Source organism: Lysobacter soyae (assembly GCF_019551435.1).
GTDB lineage: Bacteria > Pseudomonadota > Gammaproteobacteria > Xanthomonadales > Xanthomonadaceae > Solilutibacter > Solilutibacter soyae.
Genome location: NZ_CP080544.1, coordinates 613,963 through 632,244 on the forward strand (window position 1 = coordinate 613,963; position 18,282 = coordinate 632,244).

The 18,282-nt window shown below is 60.4% G+C and carries 13 protein-coding genes; 11 read left to right on the top strand and 2 right to left on the bottom strand.

Annotation, left to right across the window (positions count from 1 at the left end; translation table 11 throughout):
- Positions 1 to 24: 24 nt before the first annotated feature.
- The 11 genes from H8L67_RS02840 to tsaB all read left to right on the top strand — a co-directional run bounded on the left by H8L67_RS02840 (position 25) and on the right by tsaB (position 16,348).
- Positions 25 to 1,158 (top strand): PilT/PilU family type 4a pilus ATPase, encoded by a 1,134-nt coding sequence (locus H8L67_RS02840; RefSeq protein WP_220380279.1) that lies wholly within the window; start codon positions 25 to 27, stop codon positions 1,156 to 1,158.
- Positions 1,159 to 1,193: 35 nt separating this feature from the next.
- Positions 1,194 to 1,757: a YqgE/AlgH family protein gene (locus H8L67_RS02845; RefSeq protein WP_220380280.1), complete on the top strand. Its 564-nt coding sequence runs from the start codon at positions 1,194 to 1,196 to the stop codon at positions 1,755 to 1,757.
- On the top strand, positions 1,754 to 2,203 hold the full coding sequence (ruvX, locus tag H8L67_RS02850) for a Holliday junction resolvase RuvX (RefSeq protein ID WP_220380281.1): 450 nt from the start codon (positions 1,754 to 1,756) through the stop codon (positions 2,201 to 2,203). The genes H8L67_RS02845 and ruvX overlap by 4 nt, the downstream gene beginning before the upstream one ends.
- A gap of 13 nt (positions 2,204 to 2,216) precedes the next feature.
- Positions 2,217 to 3,140: an aspartate carbamoyltransferase catalytic subunit gene (locus H8L67_RS02855; RefSeq protein ID WP_255556016.1), complete on the top strand. Its 924-nt coding sequence runs from the start codon at positions 2,217 to 2,219 to the stop codon at positions 3,138 to 3,140.
- A 24-nt stretch (positions 3,141 to 3,164) separates the two neighbouring features.
- The gene (hrpA, locus tag H8L67_RS02860) at positions 3,165 to 7,079 is read left to right on the top strand and encodes an ATP-dependent RNA helicase HrpA (RefSeq protein ID WP_434063411.1); all 3,915 of its coding nucleotides are present in this window, start codon (positions 3,165 to 3,167) and stop codon (positions 7,077 to 7,079) included.
- A 4-nt stretch (positions 7,080 to 7,083) separates the two neighbouring features.
- On the top strand, positions 7,084 to 9,207 hold the full coding sequence (locus H8L67_RS02865; protein WP_220380283.1) for a RelA/SpoT family protein: 2,124 nt from the start codon (positions 7,084 to 7,086) through the stop codon (positions 9,205 to 9,207).
- A 1-nt stretch (position 9,208) separates the two neighbouring features.
- The gene (locus tag H8L67_RS02870) at positions 9,209 to 10,216 is read left to right on the top strand and encodes a glycosyltransferase family 2 protein (protein ID WP_255556017.1); all 1,008 of its coding nucleotides are present in this window, start codon (positions 9,209 to 9,211) and stop codon (positions 10,214 to 10,216) included.
- Positions 10,216 to 11,160, top strand: coding sequence for a glycosyltransferase family 2 protein (locus tag H8L67_RS02875; RefSeq protein WP_220380284.1), 945 nt, complete (start codon positions 10,216 to 10,218; stop codon positions 11,158 to 11,160). The genes H8L67_RS02870 and H8L67_RS02875 overlap by 1 nt, the downstream gene beginning before the upstream one ends.
- A gap of 150 nt (positions 11,161 to 11,310) precedes the next feature.
- Positions 11,311 to 13,689 carry a penicillin-binding protein 1B gene (gene mrcB, locus H8L67_RS02880; RefSeq protein WP_220380709.1) on the top strand — a complete coding sequence of 793 codons (2,379 nt, stop codon included), beginning with the start codon at positions 11,311 to 11,313 and terminating at the stop codon, positions 13,687 to 13,689.
- Positions 13,686 to 15,638 carry a DNA repair helicase YoaA gene (gene yoaA / locus H8L67_RS02885; protein WP_220380285.1) on the top strand — a complete coding sequence of 651 codons (1,953 nt, stop codon included), beginning with the start codon at positions 13,686 to 13,688 and terminating at the stop codon, positions 15,636 to 15,638. The genes mrcB and yoaA overlap by 4 nt, the downstream gene beginning before the upstream one ends.
- Positions 15,635 to 16,348: a tRNA (adenosine(37)-N6)-threonylcarbamoyltransferase complex dimerization subunit type 1 TsaB gene (gene tsaB / locus H8L67_RS02890; protein ID WP_255556018.1), complete on the top strand. Its 714-nt coding sequence runs from the start codon at positions 15,635 to 15,637 to the stop codon at positions 16,346 to 16,348. The genes yoaA and tsaB overlap by 4 nt, the downstream gene beginning before the upstream one ends.
- Here tsaB and H8L67_RS02895 read toward each other — a convergent pair whose 3' ends face one another.
- Positions 16,349 to 17,233 (bottom strand): energy transducer TonB, encoded by an 885-nt coding sequence (locus tag H8L67_RS02895; RefSeq protein WP_220380286.1) that lies wholly within the window; start codon positions 17,231 to 17,233, stop codon positions 16,349 to 16,351. It lies immediately after the preceding gene.
- Positions 17,230 to 18,183, bottom strand: coding sequence for a glutathione synthase (gene gshB / locus H8L67_RS02900; protein WP_220380287.1), 954 nt, complete (start codon positions 18,181 to 18,183; stop codon positions 17,230 to 17,232). Before gshB ends, H8L67_RS02895 begins: the two co-directional genes overlap by 4 nt.
- Positions 18,184 to 18,282 lie beyond the last annotated feature (99 nt).

Genomic DNA, 18,282 nt, shown 5'->3' on the forward strand with positions numbered 1-18,282 from the left:
CGCCCCCGCGCACGGAGAAAGAACATGACCACCCCTACCGATTTCACCGGCTTTCTGAAGATCATGGCGCAGCAACGCGCCTCGGATCTTTTCATCACGGCCGGTATGCCGCCGTCCTACAAAGTCCACGGCAAGATGACGCCGATCATCGAAACGCCGTTGACGCCGCAAGAATCGCGCGACATCGTGCTCAGCATCATGTCGCCGGCACAGCGCGAAGAGTTCGAGCGCACCAAGGAGTGCAACTTCGCCATCGGCTTGGCCGGTACCGGTCGATTCCGGGTCTCGGCGTTTTACCAGCGCAATCAGGTCGGCATGGTTTTGCGTCGTATCGAAAGCAAGATTCCGACTATCGAAGAATTGAATCTGCCGCCGGTGATGCAAAGTCTGGCCATGACCAAACGCGGCATCGTGATGTTCGTCGGCGCAACCGGTTCCGGTAAGTCGACGTCACTTGCCGCACTCGTGGGCTACCGCAATAAGAATTCGAGCGGCCACATCATTACCATCGAAGACCCGATCGAGTTCGTGCACCGTCATGAAGGCTGCATGGTGACGCAGCGGGAAGTCGGCATTGACACCGACAGCTGGGAATCGGCACTTAAGAACACCTTGCGGCAAGCACCCGACGTAATCCTGGTCGGCGAAGTGCGGACCCGTGAAACCATGGATCACGCGATCGCATTCGCCGAAACCGGTCACTTGGTGTTGTGCACCTTGCATGCGAACAACGCCAACCAGGCGATGGACCGCATCATCAACTTCTTCCCGGAAGACCGTCGTCAGCAATTGCTGATGGATTTGTCGCTCAACCTGAAAGGCGTGGTGGCGCAGCAATTGGTTCCCACCATCGACGGCAAGGGTCGCCGGGTGGCCATCGAAGTTCTGCTAGGAACGCCGCTGGTGCAGGATTACATCCGCGACGGTGAAATCCACAAGTTGAAGGAAGTCATGAAGGACTCCACGCAACTGGGGATGCGGACGTTCGACCAAAGCCTGTTCGAGATGTATCAGGAAGGCCATATTTCCTACGACGACGCATTGCGTTTTGCCGATTCGACCAACGAAGTCCGCTTGCGCATCAAGCTGGCGCAGGGTGGCGATCCGCATTCGCTGGCGCAGGGCATGGACGGCGTCGAGGTGTCCGAGAGCCGTTAACCTCGCGCTGGGTCGGGGCGCGGTAAAATGACCCCATGTCGAATACCGCCTCCCTTGCCAACCAATTGCTCGTCGCCGTACCGAGCTTGGACGATCCAGCATTTTCGCAATCCGTGGCCCTGGTCTGTCAGCACGACTCGAACGGCGCCATGGCATTGGTCGTGAATCGCCCCTCGGACATGTTGATGGGCGAGCTGTTGCAGCAGATTGAAGTGCGTACCGAGAACGAAACTTTGCGGATGCATCACGTCCTGCAAGGCGGTCCGGTGCATATTGAGCGCGGCTTCGTTCTGCATGCTGGTGAAGCGGCTTGGGAGTCCAGCGTCGCGCTCGGCAACGGCTTGGCTTTGACGACCTCGCGTGACATCCTCGAATCCATCGCAAACGGCACCGGCCCCGAACAATCGCTGATTGCCTTGGGCTATGCCTCTTGGGCGCCGGGGCAGTTGGAACAGGAATTGGCGGACAACAGTTGGATTGTCGTGAATGCCGACAAGCAGCTGCTTTTTGAAGTGCCGATTGAAGATCGCTGGCGGACCGCAACCGGGCGTTTGGGTTTCGACCCGATCCAGATGACCGGCTATAGCGGCCGGGCATGATCAGCGACGGGAGCGTTCTCGGGTTCGACGTGGGACGCCGTCGGATTGGTGTGGCCATCGGCAGTGCGTTGGGCGGCGGTGCAAGGCCCGTTGCGGTTATCGACGTGCATGACGGCGTCGCCGACGCAAAGCAGTTGGAAAAAATCATGCGCGAATGGCGGCCTGCCGGTTGCGTCGTGGGCGACCCGCAGACTTTGTCCGGTGAGGACCAGCCGATTCGCGTTTTCGCACGTGCGTTCGCACGAATGCTGAAGCAAACCTACAAATTGCCGGTGGTCATGATGGACGAGCGCAGCAGCTCGATCGAAGCGGCACAGGGATTCGCACAACGTCGGGCCGAAGGACGCTCAAAACGCCGCGACGCACATGCCCTGGATGCGATGGCCGCAGCCATCATTGTCGAACGTTGGATCGCCGCACCCGAAGATGCGGTGGAAGTCGAATAAGAGGGGAGAAAAGATGGGCCACAACGCAAACCTGATCAGCATCGATGCGCTGACCGAGGCCGAATTGCGCGCATTGATCACGCGCGGGCAGGCTTTCGTCGATGGCGCGGAGGCTATGGCTTTGCCACGCCATGCTTGCGTCTGCACCCTGTTTTTTGAACCGTCGACGCGCACGAAGTTGAGCTTTCAACGCGCCGCACAAAGATTGGCCGTCGATCTGTTGTCGTTTGACGTTGCGACCTCCTCGACAAGCAAAGGCGAAACAGCGCTCGATACGATGCGCAATATCGAAGCGATGGGCGTGGACGTGTTCGTCGTCCGCCACAAAGAGGATGGCACGGTCGATGCGCTTGCTGCCGGTGCCATGCCGACGACGCGTTTTGTCAATGCGGGTGACGGACGCAGCAATCATCCGACTCAAGCCCTGCTCGACATGCTCACATTGCAGCAAAGCAAAGGGGATGATTTCTCGCGATTGCGCGTCGCGATTGTCGGCGACGTCAAACACTCCCGCGTGGCGCGAAGTGACTACCAGGCACTCAGCCTATTGGGCGTCGAGGACATCCGGATCTGCGGGCCGCAGGCCTTGCTACCGGATCCCGCTGAAATGCCGCGGGCGACTTTCGTTGATCGTCTCGACGAGGCTTTGTCGGGCGTCGATGTGGTGATGACCCTGCGCCTGCAAAGAGAGCGGATGGAAGCCGGCTTGATCGACTCCCTCGAGGGCTATCACGCCGCATTCGGAATAACGCAGGCGCGGATGACGGGTGCGAAGGCAGATGCCATCGTCATGCACCCCGGACCGATGAATCGCGGGGTGGAGATTGAAGACGCGGTTGCGGATGGCGCGCAGTCACGCATTCTTCAACAGGTACGCAACGGTGTGTTTGCCCGCGCTGCCGTACTGGAGCGTGCCCTGTCGCGTGCGCACGAGTAACGGTTCTAACGGACGCACGGTGACGTGACCGATCAGGCACCCGCAAAACCACGCGATGAAACGACCCTGAAAAATGCAGGTGCGGCGATCGATCGCGCAATGACGCGCGACCGCGGCAAATTGATCGGACTATTGAACGCTTGGCGGAAGGCGCCCGATGACGCGTCCAAGAAACAGGATTTCATCGTCAAATTGGCGGCGTCTTCGCACACGCGCGCACTTCGCCAATCACAACTGCCGGCAGCCTCGGTGCAGCCCGATTTGCCGATTGCGGAGCTCGCCGAGGACATTGTTCGATTGATTCGCGCGCATCAAGTGGTGGTGCTCGCCGGTGAAACCGGATCCGGAAAAACCACGCAATTGCCGAAGTTGTGTTTGATGGCAGGTCGCGGCGCCGCCGGCATGATCGGCTGCACGCAGCCGCGACGAATCGCAGCGCGTTCGGTTCCGCGCCGGGTGGCGGAAGAATTGGGTGTCCCCATGGGGGGCGCCGTCGGGTATCAAGTGCGCTTCACTGACGCCGTCGGTGAAAACACCGCGATCAAATTCATGACCGATGGAATCTTGTTGGCAGAGATTCACAGCGACCGCTGGTTGTCGAAGTACGACACGCTGATCATTGACGAAGCGCATGAACGCAGTCTCAATATCGATTTCCTCTTGGGCTATCTCAAGCAGTTGCTGCCCAAGCGGCCTGATCTGAAGGTGATCGTCACGTCGGCCACCATCGACACCTCGCGTTTTGCCAAACATTTCAATGACGCACCGGTGGTCGAAGTCGAAGGACGAACCTATCCGGTGGAAGTGCGCTACCGGCCGCTGGAGGGTGAAGGCGAAGAGGGGGGTGAGCGCAGCGTGCTCGATGCCATCGTGGCCGCCTGCGATGAGATCACCCGCGAAGACCCGATGGGCGACACCCTAATCTTCCTGCCGGGTGAACGCGAGATCCGTGAAGCCCACCTGGCTTTGGAACGGCGCAAGTACCGCAGTACCGAAGTCGTCCCGTTGTACGCGCGCTTGAGTGGACGCGATCAAGACAAGGTGTTCCACCCGGGTCCGCAGCGACGCATCGTTTTGGCCACCAATGTCGCCGAAACCTCATTGACCGTGCCGCGAATTCGATACGTGGTGGATCCCGGTTATGCACGCGTCAAACGCTACAGCCCGCGCCTGAAGCTCGACCGGCTGCACATCGAGCCGATCTCGCAAGCCAGTGCCGAGCAACGCAAAGGGCGATGCGGTCGTGTCGCCTCCGGCGTTTGCATTCGTTTGTATTCGGAAGCGGACTTTCTGTCGCGCGACGCCTTCACCGACCCCGAAATCCGGCGTTCGGCTTTGGCCGGCATCATCCTGCGGATGTTGTCGATCGGCCTCGGTGCGATCGATACGTTTCCTTTCCTCGAACCGCCGGATACGCGTGCCATCGCCGACGGTTGGCAGCAATTGGCCGAACTCGGTGCGCTGTCGGGCGAGCGTCATTTGTCGGCCATCGGCAAGCAAATGGCCAGGTTGCCGATTGACGTCAAGCTCTCACGCATGTTGGTGGCAGCGAACAAACATGGCTGCTTGACTGAAATGTTGGTGATCACAAGTTTCATCGGCATCCAAGACCCGCGGGAGCGGCCGGCCGACCAGCGGCAAGCCGCGGACACGGCGCACGCGCAGTTCACCGACACCAAATCGGAATTCGTCGGCATCTTGAAATTGTGGGATGCCTTCCGAGCCGCGCACGAGGAGATGACACAATCCGGATTGCGCAAATGGGCAGAGCGAAACTTCTTGGGTTTTCTGCGATTGCGCGAATGGCGCGAACTGCATCGTCAACTCAAATTGATTTGCGAAGACTCGGGTTGGTCGTCGAACAGCGAACCTGCGGATTACGCTCCGCTGCATCGCGCCCTGATTGCGGGCTTGCCCACGAACATCGGTCATTTGGGCGATCAAGGCGTTTACGACGGTGTGCGCGGACGGAAGTTCCGATTGTTCCCGGGTTCCGCGTTGGCTAAGAAGCCGCCGGCTTGGGTGTTGAGTGCGACCTTGCTCGATACCGAGCGGCTTTGGGCCATGACCAACGCGGCGATCGAGCCCGACTGGGCCATCGCGGAGTTGCCGCATTTGCTCAACCGCCGCCATCACGACCCACGGTGGTCGCGCTCGCAGGGACGGGTCTTGGGCAGCGAGCAAATCAGTTTGTTCGGCTTGGTGCTGGCGCCAAAAAGACCGGTGCACTATGGCGCGCTTTACCCGCAAGAAGCTCGTGCGATTTTCGCGCGCGATGGATTGGTCACCGGCGAGGTCAATACGCGCAGTGCGTTCCTGGCGCGCAATCTGAAAGTGATCGCCGCGGCGCAGGAAGAAGAGGCCAAGCAGCGTCGGGTCGGGCTCGTAGTCGACGAAGATTGGCAAGCCCAATGGTATTTGGACCGTCTTCCTGCCGATGTGCACAACGCGCAGGCACTCGATGCTTGGTTCAAAGGTCTGGATCGTTCGGCACAAGAGGCGTTGGTTTGGTCACGCGAAGACGTCCTGGTGGCTGATGAAAGCGATGCGCTTCTTTTTCCGCCCTATTTGGCGCACCAAGATCTTCGTTTGGCGGTGCGCTATCGGTTTGAGCCGGGCGCCGCGGATGATGGCATGACCGTTGTGGTGCCTTTGCACCTCTTGAATGCGCTGGATGCGGCAAGTCTGAGTTGGATGGCACCCGGTTTCGTGCTCGACAAGGCCACTGCGCTCATCAAGACGCTGCCGAAGACCCTTCGCCGCAATTTTGTGCCCGCGCCGGATTTCGCCAAAGCCTTCAAAGAAGCACATGCGACGGCCGAGGCCGACGATTTCACCCACGCCTTGGCCCGCTTTCTGAAGAAGCTCACCGGCGTCGAAATCTCTGCCGGCGACTTCGATCCGGATGCGCTCGACGCCCACTTGCGCATCAACCTGCAATTGCAGGATTCCGAAGGCAAACAGGTATTGGCACAGTCCCGTGACTTGGACGTGCTGCGTCAGCGCTTTGGTCAGCAGGCGCATGATGCATTTGCAAGTCGCGCTGCACGCGATCTTGTCGCCGATGGTTTGCGCGCCTTCCCGGCCCAGCCGATTCCGGCAACGGTGAAGGGCGAAGGCGGCATGCCGGTCTTTCCGGCGCTGGTGGACGCGGGTGAGTCTGTGTCGATGCGCGTCTTCCCGGCCCGGGCGGAAGCGGACGCGGCGCATGCGCAAGGCGTCAGGCGATTGTTGCTGATCGGGTTGGAGGACAAGGCCAAGCAGGCGCGAAAACAATTGCCGATACCCGCGAAAACCGGTCTGTTGTACGCGGCGATCGAATCGGCGGCGCCGCGGCGCGCCGGTCTGAAAGACAGCGATCGCCTGCGCGAAGATCTGGTGGCGGGTGCGGCGATGGCGCTCACCCCGAATGCGCTTCAGAACATCCGTGATGCGGCGGCCTTCGACACGCTCCTGGGGGAGATGGGCAAGGGTCTGTTTGCCGAAGCGATGCGACGCCTGCAGCAGGTGGAAAGCATTCTCGATCTGGTCGCCGAGGTGCGGGCAAGCCTTGAAAGTCGTTTGATGGGTTGGGCCGCGGGAAACCTTGCCGATATGCAGGCGCACCTGGCGTCCCTTGCATTTCCGGGGTTCTTGCGCGATATGGACGCGACCGTGTTGTCTCACTACCCGCGCTACCTGCGTGCATTGAAGTTCCGTGCCGAACGCGCGCAGCGTGACCCGGCCAAAGATCAGCTGCGCATGCTCGAGTTGAAGCCGTTCGTTGATGCGCTGGACGCTCTGTCGCCCGGCCAGCGTGACACCCAAGATTGGGTCGAGTTTCGCCATGCGCTTGAAGAATTGCGCGTGGCAACCTTTGCACAGGAACTCGGATTCGCTTCAGGGACGTCAGTCAAACGACTGCATACGCGACTTGAACGACTGCGCATGACAAGATGAAGCCATGTCGGATCACTTGAGCCACGCACTGGATACCCTCGCGCCTTCACTGGCGGCGAGCACACGTGCCCAGCTCATGGGTCAACTTGCGGATTCCGCGACCGCATTGGCCGATGCGCTGCCACGCTTGGAAATCGTGGTGGCATTGCTCGGATCCATGAACGCCTCCGACGACGTGATTGCCGCTGCGATTGTGCATGCCGCCGGCGTGCCACGCGATGGCCTGCCGGAAAGCTGGCGTACGTTGGTTGACGGCCTCGATGCGGACGCACGCATTCGTGAAATCCACGCGGCACGTTCCGACGCGCTTGATCCCGAGCCCTTGCGTCGGCTGTTGCTCGCGATGCTGGATGACCTGCGCGTGGTGCCGGTGATCCTCGCCAAGCAATTGGCGTCGTTGCGATTGGCCATTGCCGCCGACGACGAAAGCCAAGAAGATCTCGCACACCTGACGCGCGCAATCCACGCGCCTCTGGCCAACCGTTTGGGCATCTGGCAACTCAAATGGGAACTCGAAGACCTGGCCTTCCGCGTGCTGGAGCCGGAGGCCTACCGCCGTCTGGCCAAATCCATGGACGGCACGCGCCGCGCGCGCCAGGCCCATATCGAGCTGGTCAAGACCTCACTTCAAGAGGCATTGCGAACGCACGGATTCGATGCGGAGATCAGCGGACGTCCGAAACATCTCTACAGCATCTGGAAAAAGATGCACCGCAAGAATGTGGCCTTGGAAGCCCTGCAGGATTTGAGCGCAGTGCGCGTGTTAGTCAACAGCGTGAGCGATTGCTATGCCGTACTCGGCCTGGTGCACGCGACCTGGACGCCGGTGCCCGGCGCTTTCGATGATTACATCGCACGGCCGAAGAACAACGATTACCAATCCCTACACACGGCGATCATCGGTCCTGAGGGCAGGATCGTCGAAGTGCAAATACGCACACGGGACATGCACGCGGCAGCGGAACTCGGTATTGCCGCGCACTGGCGCTACAAGGAAGGGGGGCCGGGCGATCCGACATTGGAGCGCAAGGTCGCGTGGATGCGGCAGTTGCTCGAACGCGGCGAGGACGAACCCGACCAAGGTTTCGGCGGTGCATTGGCATCGGAGCTGGTCGAGGATCGGGTCTATGTTTTGACGCCGAAAGGCGCGGTGCTCGATTTACCGCATGGCGCCACGCCTTTGGACTTCGCCTACCGGGTGCACACCGATGTGGGGCATCGCTGCATCGGCGCCAAGGTGGATGGTCGGATCGTGCCGCTGGATACCGCGCTCGCCACCGGCCAACGCGTCGAGATCATGACCGGTAAAGAGATCGCGCCGCGCCGTGATTGGTTGATGCCGGGCAACCGGTTCCTGGCGAACGGCCGTTCCCGCGAAAAAGTCCGCACGTGGTTCCGCAAGCTTGATCGCGAACGAAACGTCAATGAGGGCCGAGACATCGTTGATCGTGCATTGAAGCGTTCCGGATTCAACCATGCCGATCTCAGCGCGCTGTTGCCGGAATTCAACGTTGTCGACTTGAACGAATTGTTCGAACGTGTGGCCCTGGGTGAAGCGAGCCAGTCCGCCATTCTCAGGGCGTTGGCTAGGGCCGCCGAACCGCCGTCGGCGGAAACCGAACCGTCGTTACCGAAGTTCGCCGAGCTGCCGTCACGCCAACCGAACTCGGCGCAAGGCATTCGCGTCGGCGGCATCGACAATGTGCTGACGTCGATCGCACAATGCTGCCAGCCGGTGGCAGGTGAGCAAGTCGTGGGTTACTTCACGAAAATGCAAGGCTTGAGAATTCATCGTGCGGACTGCGTTGAGTTCGAACGATTGTCCATGCGCGAGCCGGAACGCGTCGTGCCCGTAGCCTGGGGCGACGCGATGCCGAAGCAAGCCGTCGCGATCACGGTCGAAGCCGAAGACAGGAAATGGCTGGTGCGCGATATCGTCAACTTGATGTCGCAACTGGGCGTGGACGTAGGCGCGATCAACTCGCGTACGCTGGGTCGTTCCGGACGGCTTGGCGTCGAAATGCAAGTGCAGGTGCGGGACTACGGGCAACTGGCGCTGGTGCTGGACAAGCTGTCTTCCGTGGCCGGCGTGGAAGATGTTCGCCGGCAGAGCAGGCTCGCGCATTGACATGAACCAGCAACCGACACAGACCAACGACACGTCGCTGTCCACAGCGGTTGTTCTGTGTACCTATAACGGTGAGGCCTACCTGCTTGCGCAGCTCGACAGTCTGCGCCGGCAAACACGTTTGCCCGACTTCCTCGTCCTTTTTGACGACGCTTCATCCGACACAACAGCCGCCATGCTCAACGCCGCGACGGCGGAATTCGAGGCATTGGGCGTCCGTGTCCACTTACAGGTCAATGGCCGCAACACCGGCTACGTCCGAAATTTCGAGCAGGCATTCCTGGCCGCACCTGCCGATCTATTGTTCCCTTGTGATCAAGATGACATTTGGCACGCCGACAAAATCGCGCGTATGACCGCCTGTTTCGAGTCTGACCCCGCGCTCGACGTTTTGCATTGCGATGCGAATTTGGTCGATGCCGACGCGGCGCCGATGGGACGGCGCTTGTTCGAAGTGCTGGAAGTCACGCGGCCTGAAATGGCGGCGATGACGCAAGGCAATGCGCTCGATGTACTGATCAAACGCAACGTCGTGACCGGTGCGGCGATGGCGTTTCGCAGGCGTGTGCTGGACAAAGCGCTGCCATTTCCCGCCGAGTGGGCGCACGACGAATGGCTTGCGTTGGTGGCTGCCTTGGACGGTCGGGTCCGCACCCTGGATGAGGTCCTGATCGACTACCGACAGCACGCAAACAACCAAATCGGCGTCAAGGCGCGTGGTGTCTTGCATAAGGCCGCGGGTATCGCCGGTTACCGCAAGGCATTCCTGAAGCGGATGGAAGCGCGCTATCGGGTGCTGGCCGAACGGGCGCAGTCGATGGACCGGCTGGATGCTGCGCAGCGGGCGCGAATCCATGACCGCTGGGCGCATGCTCAACAACGGAATCTCGGGCGCAAACCCTTGGTCGTGCGCGCGCCGATCGTTGCCCGCGAGCTCGCACGGGGTCGATACCATCGCTATGGTCAAGGCATCCGTTCCGCACTGGTCGATTTGATGGGGCTGGACTGATGCAATACATCACACCTGCCGACGTCGCGGCCGTCATCATCACCTATGCGCCGGACCTTGAGGCGCTCGCTGCCCATCTGAAGCAGGTCGCGGCACAAGTCGCACGCGTGTATCTCGTCGACAATTCGACCACGCAGGCCGATCGAGCGGGCGTCAGCGCATTGGCCGCAGAGAATGTGCACGTTCTTTCCCTTGGGGGCAACCGCGGAATCGCGGAAGCGTTGAATGCGGGCATTCAAGCCGCCCGCGCAGAGGCGAGCCACGTCCTCTTGCTGGATCAGGACAGCGCGCCCGAACCGGAGATGACCCAGCGGTTGATCCGGGACCTGCAGGCGGCCAGTCGCGAGGGCGCTCCGATCGCCGCCATCGGCCCGACCCAAATCGATGTCCGAAACGGCATGCGTGCACCCTTTGTCCGCTTCGGCTTTCCCTTTAACAAGAAACTTTGGCCGGCGTCCGGCGCATGGGCGGACTGCGACTTTCTGATCACGTCGGGCAGTCTGGTCGCGATCACGGCCTACGATGCGATCGGCCCCTTCGACGCCCGTCTGTTCATCGACAACGTCGATATGGAGTGGTCACATCGTGCGACAGCGGCGGGCTACCGATTGGCCGGCAGCGCTGACGCGGGGCTGCGCCATCAGCTGGGCGACCGGTTGACGCGGCGGCCGGGCGGATATGCCGCGGTACATGCGCCGATCCGCCTCTATTACATGATGCGAAATCGTGTGCACCTGTATTTCCGTCGCAACACGCCGCGCCTATGGATTGCGCAAGACCTGCCGAGGCTGCTCTTGAAGTTCATCGGATTCAGTCTGTTCGTGGCGCCGCGCAGAACGAACGCCCGTGCCATGTTGCGCGGTATCGGGGATGGCCTGCGCGGGCGGCTGGGTCCGAGTGCCGATTCATTCCCGGGTGAGGGTTCCGGCGGCAATCTGGCATAGACTTGGAAAATCCTGCATTGAGTACCGCTGTCCGTGGCAAGAGACGATTACGACGATTTTGAAGACGTGCACGATGACGACTTCGACGATTACGAAGACTACGATGACGGCGACACGCGCGGGCTCTCGTATTGGTTGAGAAAGGCGCTGATGGGTGCCTTGGCCGCACTGGCGCTTTTCCTCGGTTTTCTCGTGCCCTACATGCTGTACTTGAACCACCAAGTGGGCACGCGTTTCGGCCAATTGCAATGGCAGTTGCCGACCCGCGTTTATGCACGCCCCCTGCAATTGCAACCAGGCATCGCCCTGACCGGCGACACCTTGAAATCAGAATTGGAATTGGCCTCCTATCGTGACGATGGCGTCGGTGACAGGCCGGGCAGCTATGCGCGCAAGGGCAATCAATTCATGATTTCGAGCCGTGGCTTCAACGATGTGGGCGGTGTGATCAATCCGCATCGGATCACGGTGACCCTCAACGACGGCGCCGTAGCCAGTCTCCGTGATCGCGATAACAAAGCCGCCATGAAGGTGACGCGCCTCGATCCCGCACGTATCGGCACGTTGTACGGTCGCAATCAAGAAGAACGCGAACTGGTGCGTTTGGAAGAACTGCCTGAGAAATTGGTGACCGGCTTGCAAGCGGTGGAAGACAAGGATTTCGCCCACCATTTCGGCGTGGATCTCACTGGCGTGTTGCGGGCCATTTGGATCAATCTCAAATCCGGTGATCGCAAACAGGGTGCCAGCACCCTGACCCAGCAGCTCGCCCGAAGCGGATTGCTCGGAATCGGCAAAGAGCAGACCTACACGCGCAAATTCAAGGAAATGCTCTATGCCGTCATTCTTGAAGCGCGCTACGACAAGCGGACAATTCTCGAAACCTATTTCAATCAGGTCTACCTCGGCCAGCAGGGCAATCAAGCCATCCACGGCGTCGCCGCCGCGTCCAAATTTTGGTATGGCCGAAACGTTCGCGATCTGAGCAACGAGCAAATTGCCTTGTTGATTGCGATTGTCCGTGGCCCGTCTTGGTACGACCCGCGCAAGAATCCGGAGCGCGCGCTGGAACGGCGCAATTTTGTTTTGGAAAAAATGCTTCAAAACAATGTGTTGACGCAGAAGGAATATGAAGCGGCGGTCAAAGCCCCATTGGGTGTCACCAAGACGCCGGAGGGCGCGGGCGGCAACCGTTTTCCAGCCTACGTCGAGTTGGTTCGTCGGCAATTGGCCAGTGACTATTCCAACGACGATCTTTCAGGCGCGGGCATGTCGGTGATGACGGCCATGTCACCCAGTGCGCAGGCCTATGCGGAAGGTTCGGTTTCTGCTGTGATTTCCAGCGTGAGCAGCCGTCGTCGTCCCGCACTTGATGCGGGCCTGGTCATGACCAATGTCCATAACGGTGAAGTGGTCGCGGTCGTGGGCAGCAAGAATTACACAGAGGCCGGTTTCAACCGCGCCTTGGATGCAAAACGCCCGATCGGTTCGCTAATCAAACCGTTTGAATACATGTTGGCACTGGCACAGCCGGGGCGTTGGTCGCTCGCAACTTATGTGGATGATTCACCGGTGTCGGTGATTCTCGGCAACGGCAAACGCTGGAACCCGAGCAACTCGGACAACCAAAGTCACGGGAGCGTCCGGGTGATCGATGCACTTGCGCAGTCTTACAACCAAGCCACGGTGCGATTGGGCATGGCGGTGCAAACGCAACGCGTCGCCGAATTGATGAAAGTGTTAGCCGGCATCGACACGGGAACCAATCCGTCGTTGCTTCTCGGCGCCACCGACCAAAGTCCGTATGCCATGGCGCAGGCCTATCAATTTCTTGCCAGCGGCGGTGAGATCCAACCGTTGCGTTCCGTGCGCGGTGTCTTGGATCGCAACGGCAAGGCGCTCAAACGCTACGACAAGGCACCTGCGCCGGCGCAAGAGGGCGATGCCATCGCCGCGCGTTTGGTGACCTTCGCGCTCCAAAGGGTTGTGAGTGGCGGTACCGCGCGGCAGTTGATGAGCGATGGCTTCGGGCGGCTGACGCCGGCAGGTAAAACCGGTACATCCAACGACAGTCGTGACAGTTGGTACGCCGGCTATACGGGCGACCATCTCGCAGTGATTTGGGTCGGCAATGACCAGAACAAGCCGACCGGTCTCTACGGTGCGACCGGCGCGATGCGCGTTTGGTCCTCGATTTTCAAGAAGTTGCCGACGGCACCATTGCAATTGAATCAAAGAGGCTTGGATTGGCAGTGGGTGTCGGGATCGAATGCCACCGAGGCGGGTTGTCCCGGGGCACAACGCATCCCGTTCGTGAAGGGCTATGCGCCGCCGTTCCAATCGTGTGCGCCTGCACCCGAGCCCACGCCGTTTGAAGATCCCAACGCACTGCCGCCCGATGGCACCGAGCCGATGATGCCTGCGGATGGGCAAGACGTTGGTCAAACCGGTTGGCCAACGCGCGGCGATCCCGCGCGACAAGTGCAACCGATGCCGCAGAACGTTCCGGCCGAACCCGTCGGCCAATGACCACGCTGCAAGATTCGGTTGAATCATCACTTCGCGAAGGTGGGGCCCTGGCAAACGCGTTGCCGGGCTTCCGTGCTCGCGAAGGTCAGCAACGCATGGCGGCGGCTGTCTGTGAGGCAATTCAATCGCGCGGCACACTGCTCGCCGAAGCCGGGACGGGGACCGGCAAGACCTATGCCTATCTCGTTCCGCTGCTGCTCTCCGGCAAAAAAGCGATTGTCTCGACGGGCACGCGCGCGCTGCAGGACCAACTTTTTCATCGCGATTTGCCGCGCGTGCGCGATGCCTTGGGCAAACCCGCAAAAACCGCCTTGCTCAAAGGGCGCGCCAATTACTTGTGCTTCCACCGAATGGAATTGGCCAAAGGCGAAAGCCGATTCGGCACCCGCGAGCAAGTTGATTATTTCCAACGCATCGTTTCCTGGAGCGGTCGGACCGCAGCAGGCGACCTCGCCGAAGTCGCCGGGATTCCCGACGACAGTCCCGTCTTGCCGATGGTCACGAGTACCGCGGACAATTGCTTGGGAACCGATTGTCCGTTCTGGGCGGACTGCTTCGTGGTCAAGGCAAGACAACGCGCGCAAGCCGCAGACATCGTGGTCGTCAATCACCATTTGCTGTTGGCCGATCTCGCACTGAAACAGGAAGGCTTTGGCGAAATCCTTCCCGGCGCGGAAGCATTCGTGATTGACGAGGCGCATCAGCTCCCGGAACTGGCCGCATTGTTTTTCGGTGAAGCTTTGAGTGCACGGCAAATTGTCGAATGCGCACGCGAGTGCGTTGTTGAAGCGAAAAACGTGAGTACCGCCACCGCCTTGGTCGCGCCCGTCGCGCTGCAAGTGGAGAACGGCGCCCGGCTTCTACGGCAAAAACTCGAAGGTCTTCCGGCACGCGGTACGCGCGAGCGCTTGCACGCATTTCCGGAAGTTGATGCGAGCGCGCAGCAATTGAGCGATGAATTGGGCGCTTTGGCCGATGGCTTGAAGTCGTTGGAGGGCGCCTCGACGGTGCTCGATGCATTGCATGCACGCGTCCTGGTGATCCGCCAAAAGCTGGACGATTGGTTTGCGCTCACGCCGTCGGTCGAGACGACCGAAGCGCCCAGCGTGCTCTGGTATGAACTTTCTCCGCGGGGTTTTCGTTTGTCGAAAACGCCGATTGATGTGTCGGCGGCATTGCGTTCTCAACGCGAGGCGAGTGGTGCGGCGTGGATATTCACCTCGGCGACCCTTTCCATCGCCGGTGATTTCACCCATGCCAGCACCCGTCTGGGTTTGGATGCGCCGGCCACCTTGCTTGAGCCCAGCCCCTTTGCGTGGGCCGAGAATGCCCTGTGCTATTTGCCGCCCGGCATGCCACAACCATCGGATCGCCATTTCACACGTGCATTGGTCGAGCGCCTTACTCCGGTGTTGCAGGCCTCGAAGGGACGTGCCTTCGTTTTGTTCGCGTCGCACCGTGCCCTGCGCGAAGCCGCGGAAATGCTCGCCGATCAGCCTTGGCCGCTGTTTGTACAAGGCCAAGCACCACGCGCACAACTGCTGGAGGGTTTCCGCAGTTCGGGCAATGGCGTCCTGCTCGGAACGGCCAGTTTCCGCGAAGGCGTCGATGTCGCAGGCGACGCATTGAGCGTTGTCGTCATCGACAAACTCCCGTTTGCCGCGCCGGATGATCCGGTGTTCGAAGCGCGTCTGGATGCGATTCGGCGCGCGGGCGGCGTGCCGTTCCGGGACGAACAGATTCCCCAAGCCGTGATCGCGATGAAACAAGGCGTCGGTCGTTTGATTCGCACCGAAACCGATCGCGGTGTATTGGTGCTGTGCGATCCGCGCCTCACCGAAAAAAGTTACGGGAAGATTTTTCTCGAATCGATTCCACCCGCGGTGATGACGCGCCGGGTCGAGGATGTCCAAACGTTTTTTGCGAATCCCGAGGAGCTCGCTGCATGAGTCAAGGAATGCATGTGTTGGCGTTGGAGACGTCCACCGAAGCGTGCTCGGTCGCGCTTGCGTCGGCAGGCAGGGTGTTCTTCCGCCACCAAGTTGCGGCAAGACAACATGCCGAACTGGCGCTGCCTTGGGTCGAGGCCCTGTGTGATGAAGCCGGCATTCAACGCCGGGATCTGACCCACATTGCCGTCGGTGCCGGGCCCGGCGCGTTTACCGGTGTCCGATTGGGTGTGGCCTTGGCGCAAGGACTTGCGTTTGCCCACGACCTCCCTGTCGCGGCCATTGGAACATTGCAAATTGTGGCCGCAACCGCTGAGGCGGAAGAAGGTCAGCGGATTTGCGTGGCGATGGATGCGCGCATGCAGGAAATCTATTGGGCCGAGTTCGAATGGCGCGATGGACTGCCGGTGGCCATTGGTGATGCCCGTGTGTGTGCGCCCGAAGAGATTCAACTGGAAGGCAGGGGCTGGATGGGCCTTGGCACCGGTTTTTCGGCATATGCCGGGCGTTTTACGGCTTTGGCGCCGGAGGCAGTCACCGTCGTCGACCCGCAGGCATTGCCCGATGCCCGCACACTGCTAAAACTGGCGCAACCGGTGTTTGACCGCGATGGCGGATTGGATGCCGCAAAGATCGAGCCCGTGTACCTTCGCAACAATGTTGCGCAAACCATCGCGGAACGCGCCGCAGCCAAAGGCCTCGATGGCTGATCAGTGGCTGCTGACGCTGCCTTCGGGCAGGAAGTCCCAGGTTCGAACCACCATCAACAAATCAAGCTCATCGCTGGTACGCGGAATCGGCGGATAGGGTTCGGCCAAGCGCGCGATGCGAACGGCGGCGTCGTCGAGGATTTTGTGACCGCTCGAACGCAATACGTTGATTGATTCCACACGACCGTTCTTACGGATGCCAACGCTCAACACAACACTGCCTTTCAACTGGCGACGGCGTGCTTCGTCCGGGTAGTTGAGGTTGCCGACTTTTTCGACGCGGTCGGCCCACTGCCTGAGATAAGTGGCAAAGACGAATTCGCGTGTCGCCGCGGAAATGAATTTCACTTTCGGACGTTTCGCATAATTGTCCGATTGTTGATGGATCTCCGCCGCCAAACGCGCGACGTCCATGTCGAAGTCGACACGGCGTTCTCCGGTGGCCGTTGCACGCACGGCACGCGTCTGACTGTCTTTGGCCGTCGGTACCTGCCATGCATCGTTCCGGCCGCTCACAACGCGCGTCTCGGGCGGTGGCTGCGGCGTCGGCGTTTGCGCACGCAGCGTACGCGCGGCCAAGCCTTCGGTTTCTGTGAGCGCCACACCACTTTGCGGCGCCGACGGCTTCGACGTCTTGTCGTGCTCACCACCGCCTTCATTGTTGGCTTGCGCAAGAAACGCGGCCTGTTTGGGCGACAGGGCGGTTTTGGTGGTGGACATGATGACGTCGAGTGTCGGCACGACTGGTGCGGCGCCGCGTGCGGCAAAGCCGACGCCAAGCAAAACGACCAAGTGGATGGCGAGCGAAAGCAAGGAGGTCGCGCTGAGCCGTTGCGAGGCACCGATTTTCGGTGGGGGAATCGCGGTCGCGTTCAAGCCGGTCATGCCGTTTTCAAGCGCCTTTCAATGGCATCGAACAATTCACCCGAGATATTCAAACCGAATTGCGCGTCGAGCTCGCGAATGCAGGTAGGACTCGTGATGTTGACTTCGGTCAGGTAGTCGCCGATCACGTCCAGCCCGGCAAACAGGATGTTCCGGGATTTGAGGAAGGGTCCGACTTGCGTCGCGATCCAACGATCCCGATCAGTCAGGGGGCGTCCTTCGCCGCGGCCGCCGGCGGCCAAGTTGCCACGGAACTCGTCACCTTGTGGAATACGTGCCAAGCAATACGGCACGGGTTCACCATCCACGAGCAGGATGCGTTTGTCGCCGTCGACAATCTCCGGCACATAACGCTGTGCCATCACCAGATCCGCATGCTCGCCCGCCAGCGTTTCCAGAATGACGTTGAGGTTGGGGTCGTTGGCATTCGCTTGGAAGATCGAACGGCCGCCCATGCCGTCAAGCGGTTTCAGCACGGCGCGTCCGTGCGTGTTGACAAAGGCTTTCAACGCGGCGCGATCACGGGTCACCAGCGTCGGCGCACAGCATTGCGGGAAGAGTTGGGCGGCCAGCTTTTCATTGAAGTCCCGAAGCGCAGCGGGGGCATTGACCAGCAGCGACCCCTGCGATTCGGCCAGGGACAAAATATGTGTGTCGTGGACGAAATTGGCGTCCACGGGGGGGTCCTTGCGCATCAACACCACTTGACCGGCGCTGAACGGTACATCTTCAAAGTCGCCCAAGGCGTACCAATCGTCAGCACGATCCTCGACGCGGATCGGTGCCACACGCGCATGCGCCAAGCCGTCGCGGATGGACAGCCCGCCGGGGGCGACATAACGCAGGTCAAGACCGCGGCGCTGCGCTTCAAGCATCATGGCAAAGCTTGAATCCTTGGCAGGCTTGATCTGCCCGATGGGATCCATCACGACCCAGACCGCGTAGGACATGGAAAACTCCGCTCGATTCGATGACATAGATTAAGGTGCTCGCCCGCGGAATCAAAATGCGCCGCAAAACTGCAATGCAGTTGGCTTTTCAGCATTTTT

Coding starts and splice junctions, on each gene's coding strand:
- H8L67_RS02840 (WP_220380279.1), top strand. CDS start 25: ATGACCACCCCTACCGATTTCACCGGCTTTCTGAAGATCATGGCGCAG.
- H8L67_RS02845 (WP_220380280.1), top strand. CDS start 1,194: ATGTCGAATACCGCCTCCCTTGCCAACCAATTGCTCGTCGCCGTACCG.
- ruvX (WP_220380281.1), top strand. CDS start 1,754: ATGATCAGCGACGGGAGCGTTCTCGGGTTCGACGTGGGACGCCGTCGG.
- H8L67_RS02855 (WP_255556016.1), top strand. CDS start 2,217: ATGGGCCACAACGCAAACCTGATCAGCATCGATGCGCTGACCGAGGCC.
- H8L67_RS02865 (WP_220380283.1), top strand. CDS start 7,084: ATGTCGGATCACTTGAGCCACGCACTGGATACCCTCGCGCCTTCACTG.
- H8L67_RS02870 (WP_255556017.1), top strand. CDS start 9,209: ATGAACCAGCAACCGACACAGACCAACGACACGTCGCTGTCCACAGCG.
- H8L67_RS02875 (WP_220380284.1), top strand. CDS start 10,216: ATGCAATACATCACACCTGCCGACGTCGCGGCCGTCATCATCACCTAT.
- mrcB (WP_220380709.1), top strand. CDS start 11,311: ATGGGTGCCTTGGCCGCACTGGCGCTTTTCCTCGGTTTTCTCGTGCCC.
- yoaA (WP_220380285.1), top strand. CDS start 13,686: ATGACCACGCTGCAAGATTCGGTTGAATCATCACTTCGCGAAGGTGGG.
- tsaB (WP_255556018.1), top strand. CDS start 15,635: ATGAGTCAAGGAATGCATGTGTTGGCGTTGGAGACGTCCACCGAAGCG.
- H8L67_RS02895 (WP_220380286.1), bottom strand. CDS start 17,233: ATGACCGGCTTGAACGCGACCGCGATTCCCCCACCGAAAATCGGTGCC.
- gshB (WP_220380287.1), bottom strand. CDS start 18,183: ATGTCCTACGCGGTCTGGGTCGTGATGGATCCCATCGGGCAGATCAAG.